Annotated in this window: 14 protein-coding genes; 3 read left to right on the forward strand and 11 right to left on the reverse strand. The window is 67.7% G+C overall.

Going from position 1 to position 13,724, the window contains the following annotated elements:
* The first annotated feature begins 25 nt into the window (after positions 1-25).
* Both ACIA12_RS07710 and ACIA12_RS07715 read left to right on the forward strand, forming a co-directional pair.
* Positions 26-559 carry a YbhB/YbcL family Raf kinase inhibitor-like protein gene (locus ACIA12_RS07710; RefSeq protein WP_396366121.1) on the forward strand — a complete coding sequence of 178 codons (534 nt, stop codon included), beginning with the start codon at positions 26-28 and terminating at the stop codon, positions 557-559.
* Entirely contained in the window at positions 552-1,535 is a 984-nt protein-coding gene (locus ACIA12_RS07715) for a small ribosomal subunit Rsm22 family protein (RefSeq protein ID WP_396366122.1), read from the forward strand. The genes ACIA12_RS07710 and ACIA12_RS07715 overlap by 8 nt, the downstream gene beginning before the upstream one ends.
* Positions 1,536-1,539: 4 nt before the next feature.
* On the opposite strand, the gene ACIA12_RS07720 is transcribed toward ACIA12_RS07715, so the two are convergent.
* The 5 genes from ACIA12_RS07720 to ACIA12_RS07740 all read right to left on the reverse strand — a co-directional run bounded on the left by ACIA12_RS07720 (position 1,540) and on the right by ACIA12_RS07740 (position 8,071).
* Complete coding sequence (locus tag ACIA12_RS07720) at positions 1,540-2,424, reverse strand: carbohydrate ABC transporter permease (RefSeq protein WP_396366123.1); 885 nt, start codon at positions 2,422-2,424, stop codon at positions 1,540-1,542.
* Entirely contained in the window at positions 2,424-3,323 is a 900-nt protein-coding gene (locus tag ACIA12_RS07725) for a carbohydrate ABC transporter permease (protein WP_396366124.1), read from the reverse strand. Before ACIA12_RS07725 ends, ACIA12_RS07720 begins: the two co-directional genes overlap by 1 nt.
* Entirely contained in the window at positions 3,320-4,603 is a 1,284-nt protein-coding gene (locus ACIA12_RS07730) for an ABC transporter substrate-binding protein (protein ID WP_396366125.1), read from the reverse strand. The genes ACIA12_RS07725 and ACIA12_RS07730 overlap by 4 nt, the downstream gene beginning before the upstream one ends.
* Before the next feature lie 106 nt (positions 4,604-4,709).
* The gene (locus ACIA12_RS07735) at positions 4,710-6,854 is read right to left on the reverse strand and encodes a 3-hydroxyacyl-CoA dehydrogenase NAD-binding domain-containing protein (RefSeq protein ID WP_396366126.1); all 2,145 of its coding nucleotides are present in this window, start codon (positions 6,852-6,854) and stop codon (positions 4,710-4,712) included.
* Positions 6,851-8,071 (reverse strand): acetyl-CoA C-acetyltransferase, encoded by a 1,221-nt coding sequence (locus ACIA12_RS07740; protein WP_396366127.1) that lies wholly within the window; start codon positions 8,069-8,071, stop codon positions 6,851-6,853. Before ACIA12_RS07740 ends, ACIA12_RS07735 begins: the two co-directional genes overlap by 4 nt.
* Before the next feature lie 85 nt (positions 8,072-8,156).
* Between ACIA12_RS07740 and ACIA12_RS07745 the strand changes: the two genes are divergently transcribed.
* Positions 8,157-8,897: a MerR family transcriptional regulator gene (locus ACIA12_RS07745; RefSeq protein ID WP_396366128.1), complete on the forward strand. Its 741-nt coding sequence runs from the start codon at positions 8,157-8,159 to the stop codon at positions 8,895-8,897.
* Between the two features lie 25 nt (positions 8,898-8,922).
* Here the strand turns inward: ACIA12_RS07745 and ACIA12_RS07750 are convergent, their stop codons facing one another.
* The 6 genes from ACIA12_RS07750 to ACIA12_RS07775 all read right to left on the reverse strand — a co-directional run bounded on the left by ACIA12_RS07750 (position 8,923) and on the right by ACIA12_RS07775 (position 13,558).
* Positions 8,923-9,390, reverse strand: a complete 468-nt coding sequence (locus ACIA12_RS07750; RefSeq protein ID WP_396366129.1) for a DUF6985 domain-containing protein — start codon at positions 9,388-9,390, stop codon at positions 8,923-8,925.
* Positions 9,391-9,486: 96 nt separating this feature from the next.
* On the reverse strand, positions 9,487-9,762 hold the full coding sequence (locus ACIA12_RS07755; protein ID WP_396366130.1) for a DUF6510 family protein: 276 nt from the start codon (positions 9,760-9,762) through the stop codon (positions 9,487-9,489).
* Entirely contained in the window at positions 9,759-10,514 is a 756-nt protein-coding gene (locus ACIA12_RS07760; RefSeq protein WP_396366131.1) for a ferredoxin reductase, read from the reverse strand. Before ACIA12_RS07760 ends, ACIA12_RS07755 begins: the two co-directional genes overlap by 4 nt.
* A complete protein-coding gene (locus ACIA12_RS07765) occupies positions 10,484-11,080 on the reverse strand; it encodes a molybdopterin-dependent oxidoreductase (protein ID WP_396366132.1) in 597 nt (198 codons plus the stop codon). The genes ACIA12_RS07760 and ACIA12_RS07765 overlap by 31 nt, the downstream gene beginning before the upstream one ends.
* Positions 11,081-11,277: 197 nt before the next feature.
* Positions 11,278-12,420: an acyl-CoA dehydrogenase family protein gene (locus ACIA12_RS07770; protein ID WP_396366134.1), complete on the reverse strand. Its 1,143-nt coding sequence runs from the start codon at positions 12,418-12,420 to the stop codon at positions 11,278-11,280.
* Positions 12,421-12,430: 10 nt separating this feature from the next.
* A complete protein-coding gene (locus ACIA12_RS07775) occupies positions 12,431-13,558 on the reverse strand; it encodes a CaiB/BaiF CoA transferase family protein (protein ID WP_396366135.1) in 1,128 nt (375 codons plus the stop codon).
* Between the last annotated feature and the right edge of the window lie 166 nt (positions 13,559-13,724).

Here is a 13,724-nt window from a genome sequence, read left to right on the forward strand (position 1 = left end):
GCGAGATCCCCAGGAGGATCACCAGATGTCGCTCGATCGACCCGTCGCACCGGACCCGTACAAGCTGCTTCCCGAGGTCGGATCGTTCACGGTCACCAGCACCGACGTCACCGACGGTGAGCCGCTCAGCGACGACCAGGCCTTCGCCGGTGGCAACAAGTCCCCGCAGCTCAGCTGGGAGGGCTTCCCTGCCGAGACCCGCGGATTCGTCGTCACCTGCTTCGACCCGGACGCGCCGACGCCGTCCGGCTTCTGGCACTGGGTCCTGGTCGGCCTGCCTGCCGACGTGACCGAGCTGCCGACCGACGCGGGCAGCACCGAGCGCCTCGAGAACGGCGCCTTCCACCTCCGCAACGACTACAGCATCAAGGCGTACGCCGGTGCTGCCCCGCCGCCCGGCGACCAGGTGCACCACTACCACTTCGTGGTCCACGCGATCGACGTCGAGGCCCTGGACATCGACCACGACGCCAGCCCTGCCGTGGTCAGCTTCAACCTCGCCTTCCACACGCTGGCCCGCGCCATCATCACCCCGACGTACCAGATTTCAGGTGACTGACCTCCCCCGCGACCTTCGCGAGGCACTGGACGCGGCGGCGAGCGGCGCGTCCGGTGCCGCGCTGAGCAGCTCATTCAAGCGGCTCAGCACCCGGTACCGCGAAGAGGTGGCCGCCACCGCGCCGATCCTCAAGTCGGCCACGGACGTCGTCACCTATTCGGCGTACCGGATGCCCGCGACGTTCGGGGCGGTGCGCGCCGCGCTCGAACAGGCTGCGGCGTCCCGTCCTGGCTTCGAGCCAGTCAGCCAGCTGGATCTTGGCGGAGGTACCGGCGCCGCGATCTGGGCCGCGTCCACCGTCTGGCCGTCGCTGAAGTCCGTGACCGTGGTCGAGCAGGTCCACGAAGCAATCGCCCTCGGGCAGCAGCTCGCCAAGGGCGCTGAGGCCGCGGCGGTTCGCGACGCGAAGTGGCAGGCCGGCCGGATCGACGACCTCGGTACGCTGGCCGCCGCCGACGTGGTCACTGTCTCGTACGTCCTCAGCGAACTGTCGACCACCCAGCAGGAGAAGCTGGTCGGCCAACTGGCCGCACAGCGCGGGCTCGTCGCCGTCATCGAGCCGGGCACACCGACCGGCTACGAACGGATCGTGGCAGCACGAGACCAGCTGATCGCGGCCGGGCACAGCATCGTGGCACCATGCCCGCACAGCCTGGCCTGCCCCATCCCCCGCGGCCGCGACTGGTGCCACTTCGTCAGCCGGGTCAACCGCAGCGCGGCGCACCGGCAGACCAAGGGAGCCGAGCTGAGCTTCGAGGACGAGAAGTTCTCCTACGTCATCAGCACTCCTGCAGTTCCCGAGCCGGCCGAGAACCGTGTACTGCGGCATCCTCAGCAGCGCAAGGGACTGGTATCCCTCCGGCTCTGCACGAACGCCGGCGACCTGGAGGACACGATCGTCTCCAAGCGCCAGGGGCCGCTGTACCGCTCGGCAAGAGACACCGAGTGGGGCGACCCCTGGCCGCCCCACCCCTGAAGACTCAGTCCTTGATGCCGGACTGGGTGACGCCCTGGATCAGGTAGCGCTGCAGGAAGGCGAAGATCAGCACCAGCGGCACGATCGAGACCGCCGCAGCCATGAAGAGCTGGTGGATGTTGACCGTCTGGGCGGTGATGAAGGTCGACATCGCCACCTGGACGGTCCAGGACTTCTCGTCCTGGCCGATCACCAGCGGCCAGATGAACGAGTTCCAGTTGCCGATGAAGGTGATCGCCGCGATCGCCGCGAAGAACGGCAGCGAGTTGGGGACGACGATCCGCCAGAACGTGGTGAAGTACCCCGCCCCGTCGACCCGCGCCGCCTCCTCCAGCTCCTTGGGGAAGCCCAGGAAGTACTGCCGGAACAGGAACGCCGCGAACCCGCTGAACAGCGTCGGGATGATCATGCCGCGCAATGTGCTGACCCAGCCCAGCGAGGAGACCACGATGAAGCTCGGGATGAAGCTCACCGCGGCCGGGATCATCAGCGTCGCCATCACCGCGTAGAACACCTTGTCCGCATGCTTGTACGGGATCCGGGCGAGCCCGTACCCCGCCATCGATGCCAGCAGCAACTGTCCGCCGGTGCCCAGGATGCCGATCACCGCGGAGTTGTAGAGCGCCCGGGCCATCGGGACGTTCTGGTCGTCGAACAGTTCCTTGATGTTGCCCCACTGGAGATCGGTGGGGAAGAACTTCCAGTCGACGCCGGTGATGTCGGCCTCGGTGGACAGTGCGTTGCGCAGTACCAGGTAGAACGGGATCAGGAAGAGCAGCGTCGCGAGGATGAGCGCGACCCAGCGCAGGACCGACCCGACCACCCCCAACGGGCTGCGGGTGTAGCCGATCGGTTGCGGCGTACCGGTGGTCCGCTCGATCGCCGCCATCAGTCGTTCGCCTTTCCGAAACCGAAGATCCTGCTCTGCAGCAGGGTGAGCAACATGATCACCACCGCCAGGATGAGCGCGCCGGCACTGCCGTGGCCGAGGTCCTGGATGTTGCCGAGCGAGACCTTGTAGAGGTAGACCAGCGGCGGCCGGGCGAAGTTCGCGTCGGCGCCGATCAGGTTGTAGAACTCGTCGAAGGCCTGGTAGGCCGCGATCAGGTTCAGCAGCAGCACCGCGACCGAGGTCGCCCGCAGTTGCGGCCAGGTGATGAACCGGAACACCTGCCAGCCGGGCTTCGCGCCGTCGACGTACGCCGCTTCGTACAGCGTCGGGTTGATCCGCTGCAGGCCGGCGATGAACAGGATCATGTAGAAGCCGAGCTGCAGCCACAGCCGCACGGTGACGATCGGCAGCCAGAACCACGGCGGGTCGACCGTCGACAGCCAGGCGATCTGGTCCACCCCGAACCAGCCCAGGATCGTGTTCGCCAGGCCGAACCGGACGCCGTTGAAGATCGACAGCTTCCAGATCAGCGAGGCTACGACGTACGAGCACGCGGTGGGCAGGAAGAAGACCGAGCGGAAGAACGCCCGGGCCACGGTCACCTGGTTGACCAGCAGGGCCAGCGCGAGCGATAGCACGAAGGTCAGCGGCACGATGAAGATCGCGAACACCGTGAAGGTGCCCAGCGCGCTGACGAAGTTGCGGTCGGTCAGCATGTCGACGTAGTTCCGCAGCCCGACGAAGTCCGTCGGCGTGACCGTGTTCTGGGCCGAGAAGAAGCTCAGTACCAGGCTCCACAGGATCGGCAGGTAGCTGAAGATCAGCAGGCCGATCACGAACGGGCCGGTGAAGATCCAGAACCACAGCGTGTTGTTCCGGGTGGCCGTCCGGCTCACCCGAAGAGCCTCGCCAGCTCGGTGTTCACGGTCTTGTCCAGCTTGGCCAGCTCGGCGGTCGGGTCGGCGCCCTTGCGGATCACGTTGTTCAGCAGGTCGGTGAAACCGGTGGCCATCTTCGGCGTCCAGGCCGGCCGGTCGACCACGCCGAAGTCCTGGTTGAGCTTGACCACCTCGGCGGCGGCGCCGCTCTGCAGTTTGGTCGCCTTGGCCGCCAGACTCTTGCGCGGCGGGATGTGGAAGCCGTAGTTCAGGTTCCAGTCCTCCTGGAACTCCGCGTTGTCGACCCAGAGCCACTTGACGAACTTCTTCGCCGCCTCGACGTTCGCGCTCTTCGCGGAGACGAACTGGGTCCAGCCGCCGGACGGCAGCGCCTGCTTGCCCTCGGCATCGAGCTTCGGGTAGGCGAAGACGCCGAAGTCGTCACCGAGCGCCTTCTGGATGGCAGGCATCGCCCACAGCCCGGTCCACTGGATCGCCGTCAGGCCCTGGACGAACGCTCCCGGATCCCACCAGTCAGCCGGGGCGCCGAGCAGCGTGCTCTTGTCGGCGAAGAACTGGTGCAGCTTGCCGATGCCCTGAGCCGCCCGGGCGTTGTTGAAGCCCGGCTTGTTGTCATCGGTCAGGTACTGGCCACCGGACGACCACAGCGCCGGTCCACCGGCGATCACCCCGCCGTCGTTGCCGAGGAAGATGCCCTTCACCTTGTCGGTGGTGAGTTCCTTGGCCGCCGCGATCAGGTCGTCGACGGTCTCCGGCGGCTTGATCCCGGCCTTGTCGAACATCGACTTGCGGTAGTAGAACACCTGCGGGTCGTCGATCATCTTGATGCCGTAGAGCTTGCCGTCGATCGTGTTCGTCTTCAGGTCGTTCGGGTTGAAGTCGTCCTTGGCGTCGCCGAGGATGTCGTCCAGCGGCACCACCTGGCCGCTCTTCACCATCGCGACGTTCAGCTGGCTCTCGAACACGTCCGGGCCGCTGTTGGACAGCAGCCCCGAGGCGATCTTGGCGCCGTAGTCGCCCGGGATCCACTGCACCCCGACGGTCGAGTCGGTGTAGGCCTTCGCGTACTTGAGCGCGGCTTCCTTCGTACCGGCCTCGCCGTACTGGTGGTACCACTGCGACAGCGTGACCTTGCTGCCGCCGCCTCCCCCACTGCTCGACGGTCGGCCGGTATTGCCACCACAAGCGGCGGTGAAGGCCGCGAGGGCAGCGAGGCCACCGGTTCGCTTGAGCAGATCGCGCCGGGACAGACCGGCGTTCGGGATACGAGCAGGCATACGTGTCCACCTCCAGTGACGAGCGGATCAGAGTTACTTAACCGCGTTAAGCATCTCCGGCTTCGCACAGAGTCCTGCATCGTGGACGCCCTGTCAACAGTTTGATTCAGTCGAACCTCTCCCCCGCCTCCGCCTTGCGGGTCAGCAGCGCCGGCGGCTCGAAGCGTGGGCCGTAACTGTGCGCGAGCTCCCGCGAGCGGGCGACGAAGCCGGCCAGACCACCGGCGTACGCGTTGATGTACTGCAGTGCCCCGCCATGCAGCGGCGGGAAGCCGATGCCGAAGATCGAGCCGATGTTGGCGTCGGCCGTGGAGCGCAGAACGCCTTCCTCGACACACTTCACCGTCTCCAGCGACATCGCGAAGGCCATCCGCTCCTGCAGGTCGATCAGCGGTACGTCGACGTCCTCGCGGACGAAGTGCTCCCACAGACCCGGCCACAGGCGCTTCGGCCCGTCCGCCGGGTAGTCGTAGAAGCCGGCGCCCGCCGCCTTGCCCTTGCGGTCGAACTCGGTCACCAGCCGCTCAGCGACCGCCATGCCCGGGTGGTCGTCGAAGGCACCTGCACTGCCCCCGGCCGCCCGGGCCGCGTCGCGGATCTTCATCGGCAGCGTCAGCGTCACCTCGTCGATCATCGCCAGCGGCGGCGCCGGGAAGCCCATCTGGGTCGCCGCGCGCTCGATCGTCACCGGGTTCACGCCCTCGGCAACCATCGCGGCACCCTCCATCACCAGCGTGCCGAAGACCCGCGAGGTGAAGAAGCCGCGACTGTCGTTGACCACGATCGGCGTCTTCTTGATCTGCCGAACCACGTCGTAGGCCTTCGCGAGCGTGCGATCGGAGGTCTTCTCCCCGACGATCAGCTCGACCAGCGGCATCCGGTCGACCGGCGAGAAGAAGTGCATGCCGACGAAGTCGTCCGGCCGGTCGATGCCGTCGGCCAGCGAGGTGATCGGCAGCGTCGAGGTGTTCGAGCACAGCAGCGCGTCCGGCTCGACCACGCCGGCGATCTCCGCGAAGACCTTCTGCTTCAGTTCCTCGCTCTCGAACACCGCCTCGATCACCAGATCGCACCCGGCCAGGTCGTTCGGGTCCGCGGTCGGCGTGATCAGACTCAGGAACACCGCCGCCTTCTCCGGCGTGCTCCGCCCCTTCTGTACCTGCTTGGCGAGCAGCTTCTCGGAGTACTGCTTGCCCTTCTCCGCCGCCTCCAGCGAGACGTCCTTGAGCACGACCTCGATGCCCACCTTGGCGCACACGTACGCGATGCCCGCGCCCATCATGCCCGCGCCGAGCACCCCGACCTTGCGGGCCTTGTACGCCGGTACGCCGGCCGGCCGCGACGCCCCGGCGTTGATCGCCTGGAGCTCGAAGAAGAACGCGTTGATCATGTTCTTCGCGATCTGGCCGGTCGCCAGCGAGACGAAGTACCGGGACTCGATCCGGCTGGCCGTCGCGAAGTCGACCTGGCTGCCCTCGACGGCCGCGCTCATGATGGCTCGCGGGGCCGGGTACGGCGCGCCCTTGAGCTGCTTGCGCAGGTTCGCCGGGAAGGCCGGGAGGAACGCGGCCAGCTTCGGCGAGGACGGACTACCGCCGGGGATCTTGTAGCCGTCGCGATCCCAGGGCTGCTTCGCGTCACCGTCGTACGCATCGATGAACCGGTACGCCGCGGCCAGCAACTCGTCGGCGGGGACGACCTCGTCGACGATGCCGACCGACTTGGCGTGCGCGGGCTTCATCCGCTGGCCTTGGAGAAGTACCTTCATCAGCGCGTCCTGCAGGCCGAGCATCCGGACCGTGCGGGTGACGCCGCCACCGCCGGGCAGCAGGCCGAGCGTCACCTCGGGCACGCCGAGCTCGATCCGGTTGTCGTCGGCAACGATCCGGTGGTGGCAGGCGAGCGCGATCTCCAGCCCGCCACCGAGCGCCGCGCCATTGATCGCGGCGACGACCGGGACGCCGAGCGTCTCCAGAACCCGAAGCTGGCGCTTGACCTCCTCGATCGTCTCGAACACCTCCGCCGCGTTCTCCGGCTGGATCTGGGACAGCATCTGAAGGTTGCCACCGGCAAAGAAAGTGGACTTCGCACTGGTGATCACCACGCCCTTCAGCGTGTCCTTCTCGGCCTGCAGACGCTCGACCGTCGCAGCCATCGCGGCGATGTAGGTGTCGTTCATCGTGTTCGCCGAGGCGGCCGGGTCGTCCATCGTCAAGGTCACGACCCCGTCGGCGTTCTTCCAGTCGATCATGCCGCAAACCTCTCGATGATGGTGGCGACGCCCATGCCGCCGCCGACGCACAGGGTGGCCAGACCGTAGCGGAGCTCGCGCCGCTCCAACTCGTCCAGCAAAGTTCCGATCAGCATCGCGCCGGTGGCGCCGAGCGGGTGGCCGAGCGCGATCGCGCCGCCGTTGACGTTCACCTTCTCGTGCGGGACGCCGAGGTCGTTCATGAAGTGCAGGACGGCCGCCGCGAAGGCCTCGTTCATCTCGAACAGGTCGATGTCGGACACCTCGAGGCCGGCCTTCGCCAGCGCCTTGCGGGCGGCGGGCGCGGGGCCGGTCAGCATGATCGTCGGGTCGGTACCGCTCACCGCCGCCGCGACCACCCGGCCGCGCGGTGCCTGGCCGAGCGCCTCGCCGGCCTTCTCGTTGCCGACAGCAACCAGGGCCGCGCCGTCGACGATGCCCGACGAGTTGCCCGCGTGGTGCACGTGGTCGATCCGCTCGACAGTCACGTACTTCTCCAGGGCGACCGAGTCGAAGCCACCGTGCTCGCCGATGGCCGCGAACGACGCCGGCAGACCGGCCAGCGTCTCGACCGTCGTACCAGGTCGTACCAGCTGGTCGTGGTCCAGGATCTGCAGGCCGTTGCGGTCGGTCACCGGGACGATCGAGCGGGCGAAGTAGCCGTTGGCCCAGGCCTTGGCGGCGCGGGCGTGCGACTCGGCGGCATAGGCGTCGACGTCGGTGCGGGAGAAGCCGTCCAGGGTGGCGATCAGGTCGGCGCTGATGCCCTGCGGGATGAAGTTCGTCTGCATCGCGGTCTCCGGGTCCATCGCCCAGGCGCCGCCGTCCGAGGCCATCGGCACCCGCGACATCGACTCGACGCCACCGGCCAGGATGAAGTCCTCCCAGCCCGAGCGGATCCGCTGCGCCGCCTGGTTGACGGCTTCGAGGCCGGAGGCGCAGAAGCGGTTGAGCTGCACGCCGCCGGTCGTCTCCGGGTAGCCCGCCGCGAGGACCGCAGTACGGGCGATGTCCATGCCCTGGTCGCCGATCGGGGTGACGACGCCCAATACGACGTCGTCGATCGCCTGTTCATCGAGCCCGGGGTGCCTGACCCGGAGCTCCTCGAGCAGGCCGGTGATCAGCTGGATCGGCTTCACCTCATGCAGCGCGCCGGCCGCCTTGCCCTTGCCGCGCGGTGTCCGGATCGCATCGTAGAGAAACGCTTCAGTGCTCATGGGGATCCCGTCGGTCGAGTCGTCCCGCTGATTGTGACAGTTCTGGTGTCATGGTCGTCAAGAGGGGGTCGTTATGATCTCGGCCATGTCTGATGTGAGCGCGGATGAGGCGACCCTGACCGTCGACGAGCTGTCGGCGAGGGTCGGGATGACCGTGCGCACACTGCGCTTCTACGCGGGCCGCGGCCTGATCCCGCCGCCGGTACGCCGCGGCCGGGTCGGGTACTACGGCCCCGAGCACATCGCCCGGCTCGACCTGGTCCGCGAACTCCAGGCACACGGGTTCAACCTCTCGGCGATCGAGGGCTACCTGGATCGCATCCCGGCCGACGCGACTCCCCAGGACATCGCGCTGCACCGGACGCTGCTCACCCCGTGGATGCGGGACCTGCCCGAGACGCTGGACCGGGCGGCGCTGATCCGGCGTACCGGCCGTGAACTGACCGATGACGAGATCGAGATGCTGATCGCGCTGGGCGTGGTCGAGCCGACCCCGGACGAGGACGTCTTCCAGGTCGCGACGGCACACCTCAGCCTCGGCGTGGAGCTGCTCGAACTGGACCTGCCGGTCGACGCGGTGCTCGACGTCGGGCGGATCTTCAGCGAGCACGGCCGGGCGCTGGCCGAGGAGCTGACCGAGGTGTTCCGGACCAAGGTCTGGCCGCACTACCGCGACTCGGGCGGCCCGCCGGAGCACATCCAGCAGCTGGTCGAACGGTTCAAGCCGGTCACCATCCAGGGCCTGGTCATCGCCTACGAGCGAGCCGTCGGCGAAACCCAGCGCGACACGATCCGACGGTCACGCACCAAGCCACCGCGACGCTGACCTTCTTGGGACCTTCCGACTGTTACTAGTCGACCTCGCCGTCGTAGCGGCCGGCCTTGGTCAGGGTGCTGCCGTCGCGGAAGACCAGTTGCAGGCCGTGCTCGGGCTCCCAGTCGCACTCGCACTCCAGCGACACGTAGATCCGGCCGTCGCCGTCGTCGTTGCGGAACACCTCGGGCTCGTTCCCCAGCTGGACGTACTCGAGCACGTCGTCCGGGCCGGCGATCTGGACCTCCAGCTCAATGCCCAGCTCGCCACGCACCTTCAGGTAGTACCCGTAGATGGCCTGCCGCGCGTCGGCCAGCGCACCCGGCCCGAGGGCGAGGAAGCTGCGGATCGCCGCATGGAAGTCCTCCTGGTCCTCGAGCTCCTCGTACCCCTGCACAAGGAACTCGCACCCCACCCCACCGAGCACCGCGACCGGAACGGCCTTGCTCCGGTACCCCTCGAAGGCCTCATCTTCCACGACCGGCCCAAGCCCAGGAATCTCCATGCGCCGGATGCTAGAAGCAAAAAAGCCCATCCCCACGCCGATTCGACCTGGGTGCAATGTCAGTTGCTGCAATCCGGCCTTGCGGCAGGCCCTGAGTCAGATCGGGTTCGAGAAGCGGAGGTAGGTGAGCCCGCGAAGGTCGAGATAGGTGTCGGTGGGGGTGGTGACCACCCGGAGCAGGACGTCGTCACAGCCGGAGCAGCGCGCGACCAGGCCGGGGGCGTCCATGAAGACGTGGGTCTCGGCGAAGACGCCGGTACGGCCGCAGCCGGCGCACTGGCCGACGGCGGTGGTGATGTCGACGGCGAACAGCTCGCGCAGCGTTCCTGCTGCCGCGTTGCCATCAAGGTAAGTCGGCACATCCGCGGTCATCGCGGTCCTCCTGTCGGTCCGAAGCGTTCGGTTCTCACCCGGGCCGGGTCGTGCCCGGCCTCGACGAGCAGGTCGGCCACCGCCTCGACGAACGGGGTGGGACCGCAGACATAGACGGTCGGCTGTTCTTCCGGCGGGAAGGTGACCGACTTGATCAGCTCAGCATCGACGCGAGCCGGTGGACGGGTCTCCCCCGGCGGCGCTTCGCGGGTGTAGGCGAAGGTGACCTCGACGTCCTCGGACGCGGCGACCGCCTTCAGGTCGTGCACGTAGATGACCGACGTCGGCCTGCGTACGGAGTACAGGAGCCTGGCCGGACGCGTGCTCGCCTCGGCCGCGTGGGCGCGCAACATCGCCATCAGCGGTACTACGCCCGAGCCGCCGCCGATCAGCTGGATCGGACCTTCCTGCTCGGGCTTCCAGACGAACCAGCCGCCGACCGGGCCACGGACCTCGAGCGGATCACCGACCTTGAGCACCTCCACCAGGTACGGCGAGACCTCACCGTCAGGCACCTGCTCGACGGTCAGCTCGATCGTCGTACCGGTCCACGCGGACGCGATCGAGTACGACCGGGAGGCGTGGTAGCCGTCCTCCGCGGTCAGCCGCACGTCCAGGTGCTGCCCGGCCAGATGCCCCGGCCAGTCCGGTACGTCCACCACGATGGTGCGGGCCGTCGCCGTCTCCTCCCGTACTTCGGTGACGGTGCCGACCTGCCAGGTCAGTCGCCGGCGTATCGCTGTTCTTTCCATGGGTCTCCGTACTCGTGATAACCGGCGGTCTCCCAGAAGCCCAGGTCCTCGGTGTCGGACAGGATCAGGCCGCGCACCCACTTGGCGCTCTTCCACAGGTACAGGTGCGGCACCAGCAGCCGGGCCGGGCCGCCGTGCTCGGGGTGCAGCGGCTCGCCGTCGTACTCGTAGGCGACCCAGGCCTGGCCGTCGAGCAGGTCCTCGAGCGGCAGGTTGGTCGTGTACCCGCCGTAGCTGTGCACCATCACGAAGTCAGCGGCGGTCTCGACGTCGGCCAGCAGCACATCCAGCGAGACACCCCGCCACTCGGTGCCCAGCTTCGACCACCTGGTCACGCAGTGCAGATCCTTGGTGATCTTCTCGCTCGGCAGCGAGGTGAACGACTTCCAGTCCCACTTGGTCAGCTCACCTGCCTCGTTGGCGACGGTGAACTCCCAGTGCTCCGGCTGGATGTGCGGCGTCGGCCCAGCCGACAGCACCGGAAACTCATGCGTCAGGTACTGCCCCGGCGGCAGGTCGTCCCCACCCCGCCGACGCCCGGTGAACCCCGGCGACACAGCGCTCATCAGTGCCCTCCTTCAACCCGAAATCACTCCAGGCAGTCAACCACGAATCGGCCCGGATCACGCGATGGTCCGGCTGATTTCTGCACTCCCCGAGGAGATGAAGGAAGCAGCCGAGGGCAAGATCGAAGCACCGGAGTACTGAGGTTGTCGTCAGATCAGGTAGATCTGACCTACGTGGATCTGATCTACCTGATCGGTCAGATGCCCATTGTGCGGCCGATGATCTCTTTCATGATTTCGGTGGTGCCGCCGTAGATGGTTTGGATGCGGGTGTCCAGGTAGGCCTTGGCGATCGGGTACTCGGTCATGAAGCCGTAGCCGCCGTGGAGTTGGAGGCACTTGTCGACGACTTTCTTCTGGAGTTCGGTGGTCCACCACTTGGCCATCGCGGCGTCGGAGACGGTGAGGGTGCCGGCGTTGAGTTCTTCGATGCAGCGGTCGACGAAGACCCGGGCGATCTGGGTCTCGGTGGCCAGCTCGGCCAGGACGAAGCGGGAGTTCTGGAACGAGCCGATCGGGCGGCCGAAGGCTTTGCGGTCCTTCACGTAGGCCAGGGTGGTGTCGAGGATGTTTTCGCAGGCGGCGGCCGCGACGACGGCGATGGTGAGGCGCTCCTGGGGCAGCTTCTCCATCAGGTAGATGAAGCCCTTGCCTTCCTCGCCGAGCAGGTTGGCGGCCGGGACGCGGACGTTGTCGAAGAAGAGTTCGGCGGTGTCCTGGGCCTTCAGGCCGATCTTCTCCAGATTGCGGCCGCGCTCGAAGCCGGGCATGCCGCGCTCGACGACGAGCAGCGAGATGCCCTGGTAGCCGGCGTCCGGGGCGGTCTTGGCGACGACCAGGACGAGGTCGGCCAGGATGCCGTTGGAGATGAAGGTCTTCTGGCCGTTCAGGATGTAGTCGTCGCCGTCGCGCTTGGCGGTGGTGGTGATGCCTTGGAGATCGCTGCCGGCGCCGGGTTCGGTCATCGCGATCGCGGTGATCATTTCGCCGGCACAGAACTTCGGCAGCCAGCGGGCTTTCTGTTCCTCGGTGGCGTAGTCGAGTAGATAGGACGAGACCAGGTCGGCATGGATGGTGAAGCCGGGGCCGCTGGCGCGGGCTTTGGTCACTTCCTCGATCACGACGGCGTTGAAGCGGAAGTCACGCGCTCCACCACCGCCGTACTCCTCGGGCATCATGAAGCCGAGCAGGCCCGCGGCGCCGGCCGCGGTCCAGAGTTCGCGCGGGACGATCCCGGCATCTTCCCAGCTGTCGTGATGCGGGGTGATCTCCTTCTCGCAGAACGCGCGGGCGGTCTCGCGGAAGGCGTCGTGATCGGCATCGAAGAGGTGGCGTTCCACGGGCGGGCTCCTAGAGTTCGGCTTGTACTGCGGCGCCGGAGGCGAGTAGGGCTTCGACATCGGTCACTCCCCAGTCGGCCAAGGCCTCGCGGGTGTGCTGCCCAGGGCGGCCCGGGGGCTGGTCGAGATGGGTCGGGGTGCGCGAGAAGCGTGGCGCGGGCGCCGGCTGCCGGACGCCGGCGTTGTCGACGAAGGTGCCCCGGGCAACCAGGTGCGGGTGGTCGGCGGCCGGCCGTAGTACGGGCGAGACGCAGGCGTCGGTACCGTCGAAGAGCTCGGTCCACTCGGCCTGAGTGCGCTGGGCGAACGTCTCGGTGAGGAGCTTGTGGAGCTCCGGCCAATTGGCCTGGTCGTACCGGTCGGGGGCTTGTACTCCGAGCAGGCGGATCAGCTCGTCGTAGAACTGCGGCTCGATCGCGCCGACCGCCATGAACTCGCCGTCCGACGTCTCGTACACGTCGTAGAAGGGCGCGCCGGTGTCGAGCAGGTTCGTCCCGCGCCGCAGCTGCCAGTTCCCGGCGGCCAGAGCGCCGTGCACGATCGTGGTGAGGTGCGCTGCGCCGTCGACGATGGCCGCGTCGACGACCTGACCGCGACCGCTCCCCCGCGCCTCGACCAGCGCGGCGAGGACGCCGACGACGAGGTACAGGGAGCCGCCGGCGAAGTCGCCGAGCAGGTTCACCGGGACCTGTGGCGGACCGCCCGCCCGGCCGATGAGGTGCAACGCGCCGGACAGCGCGAGGTAGTCGATGTCATGCCCGGCCGACTGAGCCAGCGGACCGTCCTGACCCCAGCCGGTCATCCGGCCGTAGACCAACCTGGGGTTGACCTGATGGCACGCGTCCGGTCCGAGCCCGAGACGCTCCGCCACGCCAGGCCGGAAGCCTTCGACCAGTACGTCGGCACGCTCCACCAACTGCAGCACCGTGCCGATCGCCGCCGGCTCCTTCAGATTGAGCGCGACATTCCGCCGGCCACGGTTGAGCAACTCCAGCTCGGGCGGCCCCATCGCGAGACCGCCGCCCGGACGCTCGATCCGCAGCACCTCGGCCCCCAGCTCGGCCAGCACCATGCAGGCGAACGGCGCAGGCCCGATCCCGGCCAGCTCGACGACCTTCACCCCACTCAGCGGACCCATGCGAGCCATTGTGACAGTACTACTGTCACAGTAGTCAAGTCATCCTGCGGCGCGCGGCCTCCTGAGCCCCGCGGGGACCAACGCGAGCGGCAGCAGGACCGAGAAGATGGTGAAGCCCAGCAGTACTGCCGACCACCCCGGCGAGTCACCCCTCAGGTGGTCTGAA

This window comes from Kribbella sp. NPDC051620 (assembly GCF_044453825.1).
Classification (GTDB): Bacteria; Actinomycetota; Actinomycetes; order Propionibacteriales; family Kribbellaceae; genus Kribbella.

What these genes read in the sequence shown, in the direction of transcription:
- ACIA12_RS07710 (WP_396366121.1), top strand. Translation starts at nt 26, where the DNA reads ATGTCGCTCGATCGACCCGTCGCACCGGACCCGTACAAGCTGCTTCCC.
- ACIA12_RS07720 (WP_396366123.1), bottom strand. Translation starts at nt 2,424, where the DNA reads ATGGCGGCGATCGAGCGGACCACCGGTACGCCGCAACCGATCGGCTAC.
- ACIA12_RS07730 (WP_396366125.1), bottom strand. Translation starts at nt 4,603, where the DNA reads ATGCCTGCTCGTATCCCGAACGCCGGTCTGTCCCGGCGCGATCTGCTC.
- ACIA12_RS07735 (WP_396366126.1), bottom strand. Translation starts at nt 6,854, where the DNA reads ATGATCGACTGGAAGAACGCCGACGGGGTCGTGACCTTGACGATGGAC.
- ACIA12_RS07740 (WP_396366127.1), bottom strand. Translation starts at nt 8,071, where the DNA reads ATGAGCACTGAAGCGTTTCTCTACGATGCGATCCGGACACCGCGCGGC.
- ACIA12_RS07745 (WP_396366128.1), top strand. Translation starts at nt 8,157, where the DNA reads ATGTCTGATGTGAGCGCGGATGAGGCGACCCTGACCGTCGACGAGCTG.
- ACIA12_RS07750 (WP_396366129.1), bottom strand. Translation starts at nt 9,390, where the DNA reads ATGGAGATTCCTGGGCTTGGGCCGGTCGTGGAAGATGAGGCCTTCGAG.
- ACIA12_RS07755 (WP_396366130.1), bottom strand. Translation starts at nt 9,762, where the DNA reads ATGACCGCGGATGTGCCGACTTACCTTGATGGCAACGCGGCAGCAGGA.
- ACIA12_RS07760 (WP_396366131.1), bottom strand. Translation starts at nt 10,514, where the DNA reads ATGGAAAGAACAGCGATACGCCGGCGACTGACCTGGCAGGTCGGCACC.
- ACIA12_RS07765 (WP_396366132.1), bottom strand. Translation starts at nt 11,080, where the DNA reads ATGAGCGCTGTGTCGCCGGGGTTCACCGGGCGTCGGCGGGGTGGGGAC.
- ACIA12_RS07775 (WP_396366135.1), bottom strand. Translation starts at nt 13,558, where the DNA reads ATGGGTCCGCTGAGTGGGGTGAAGGTCGTCGAGCTGGCCGGGATCGGG.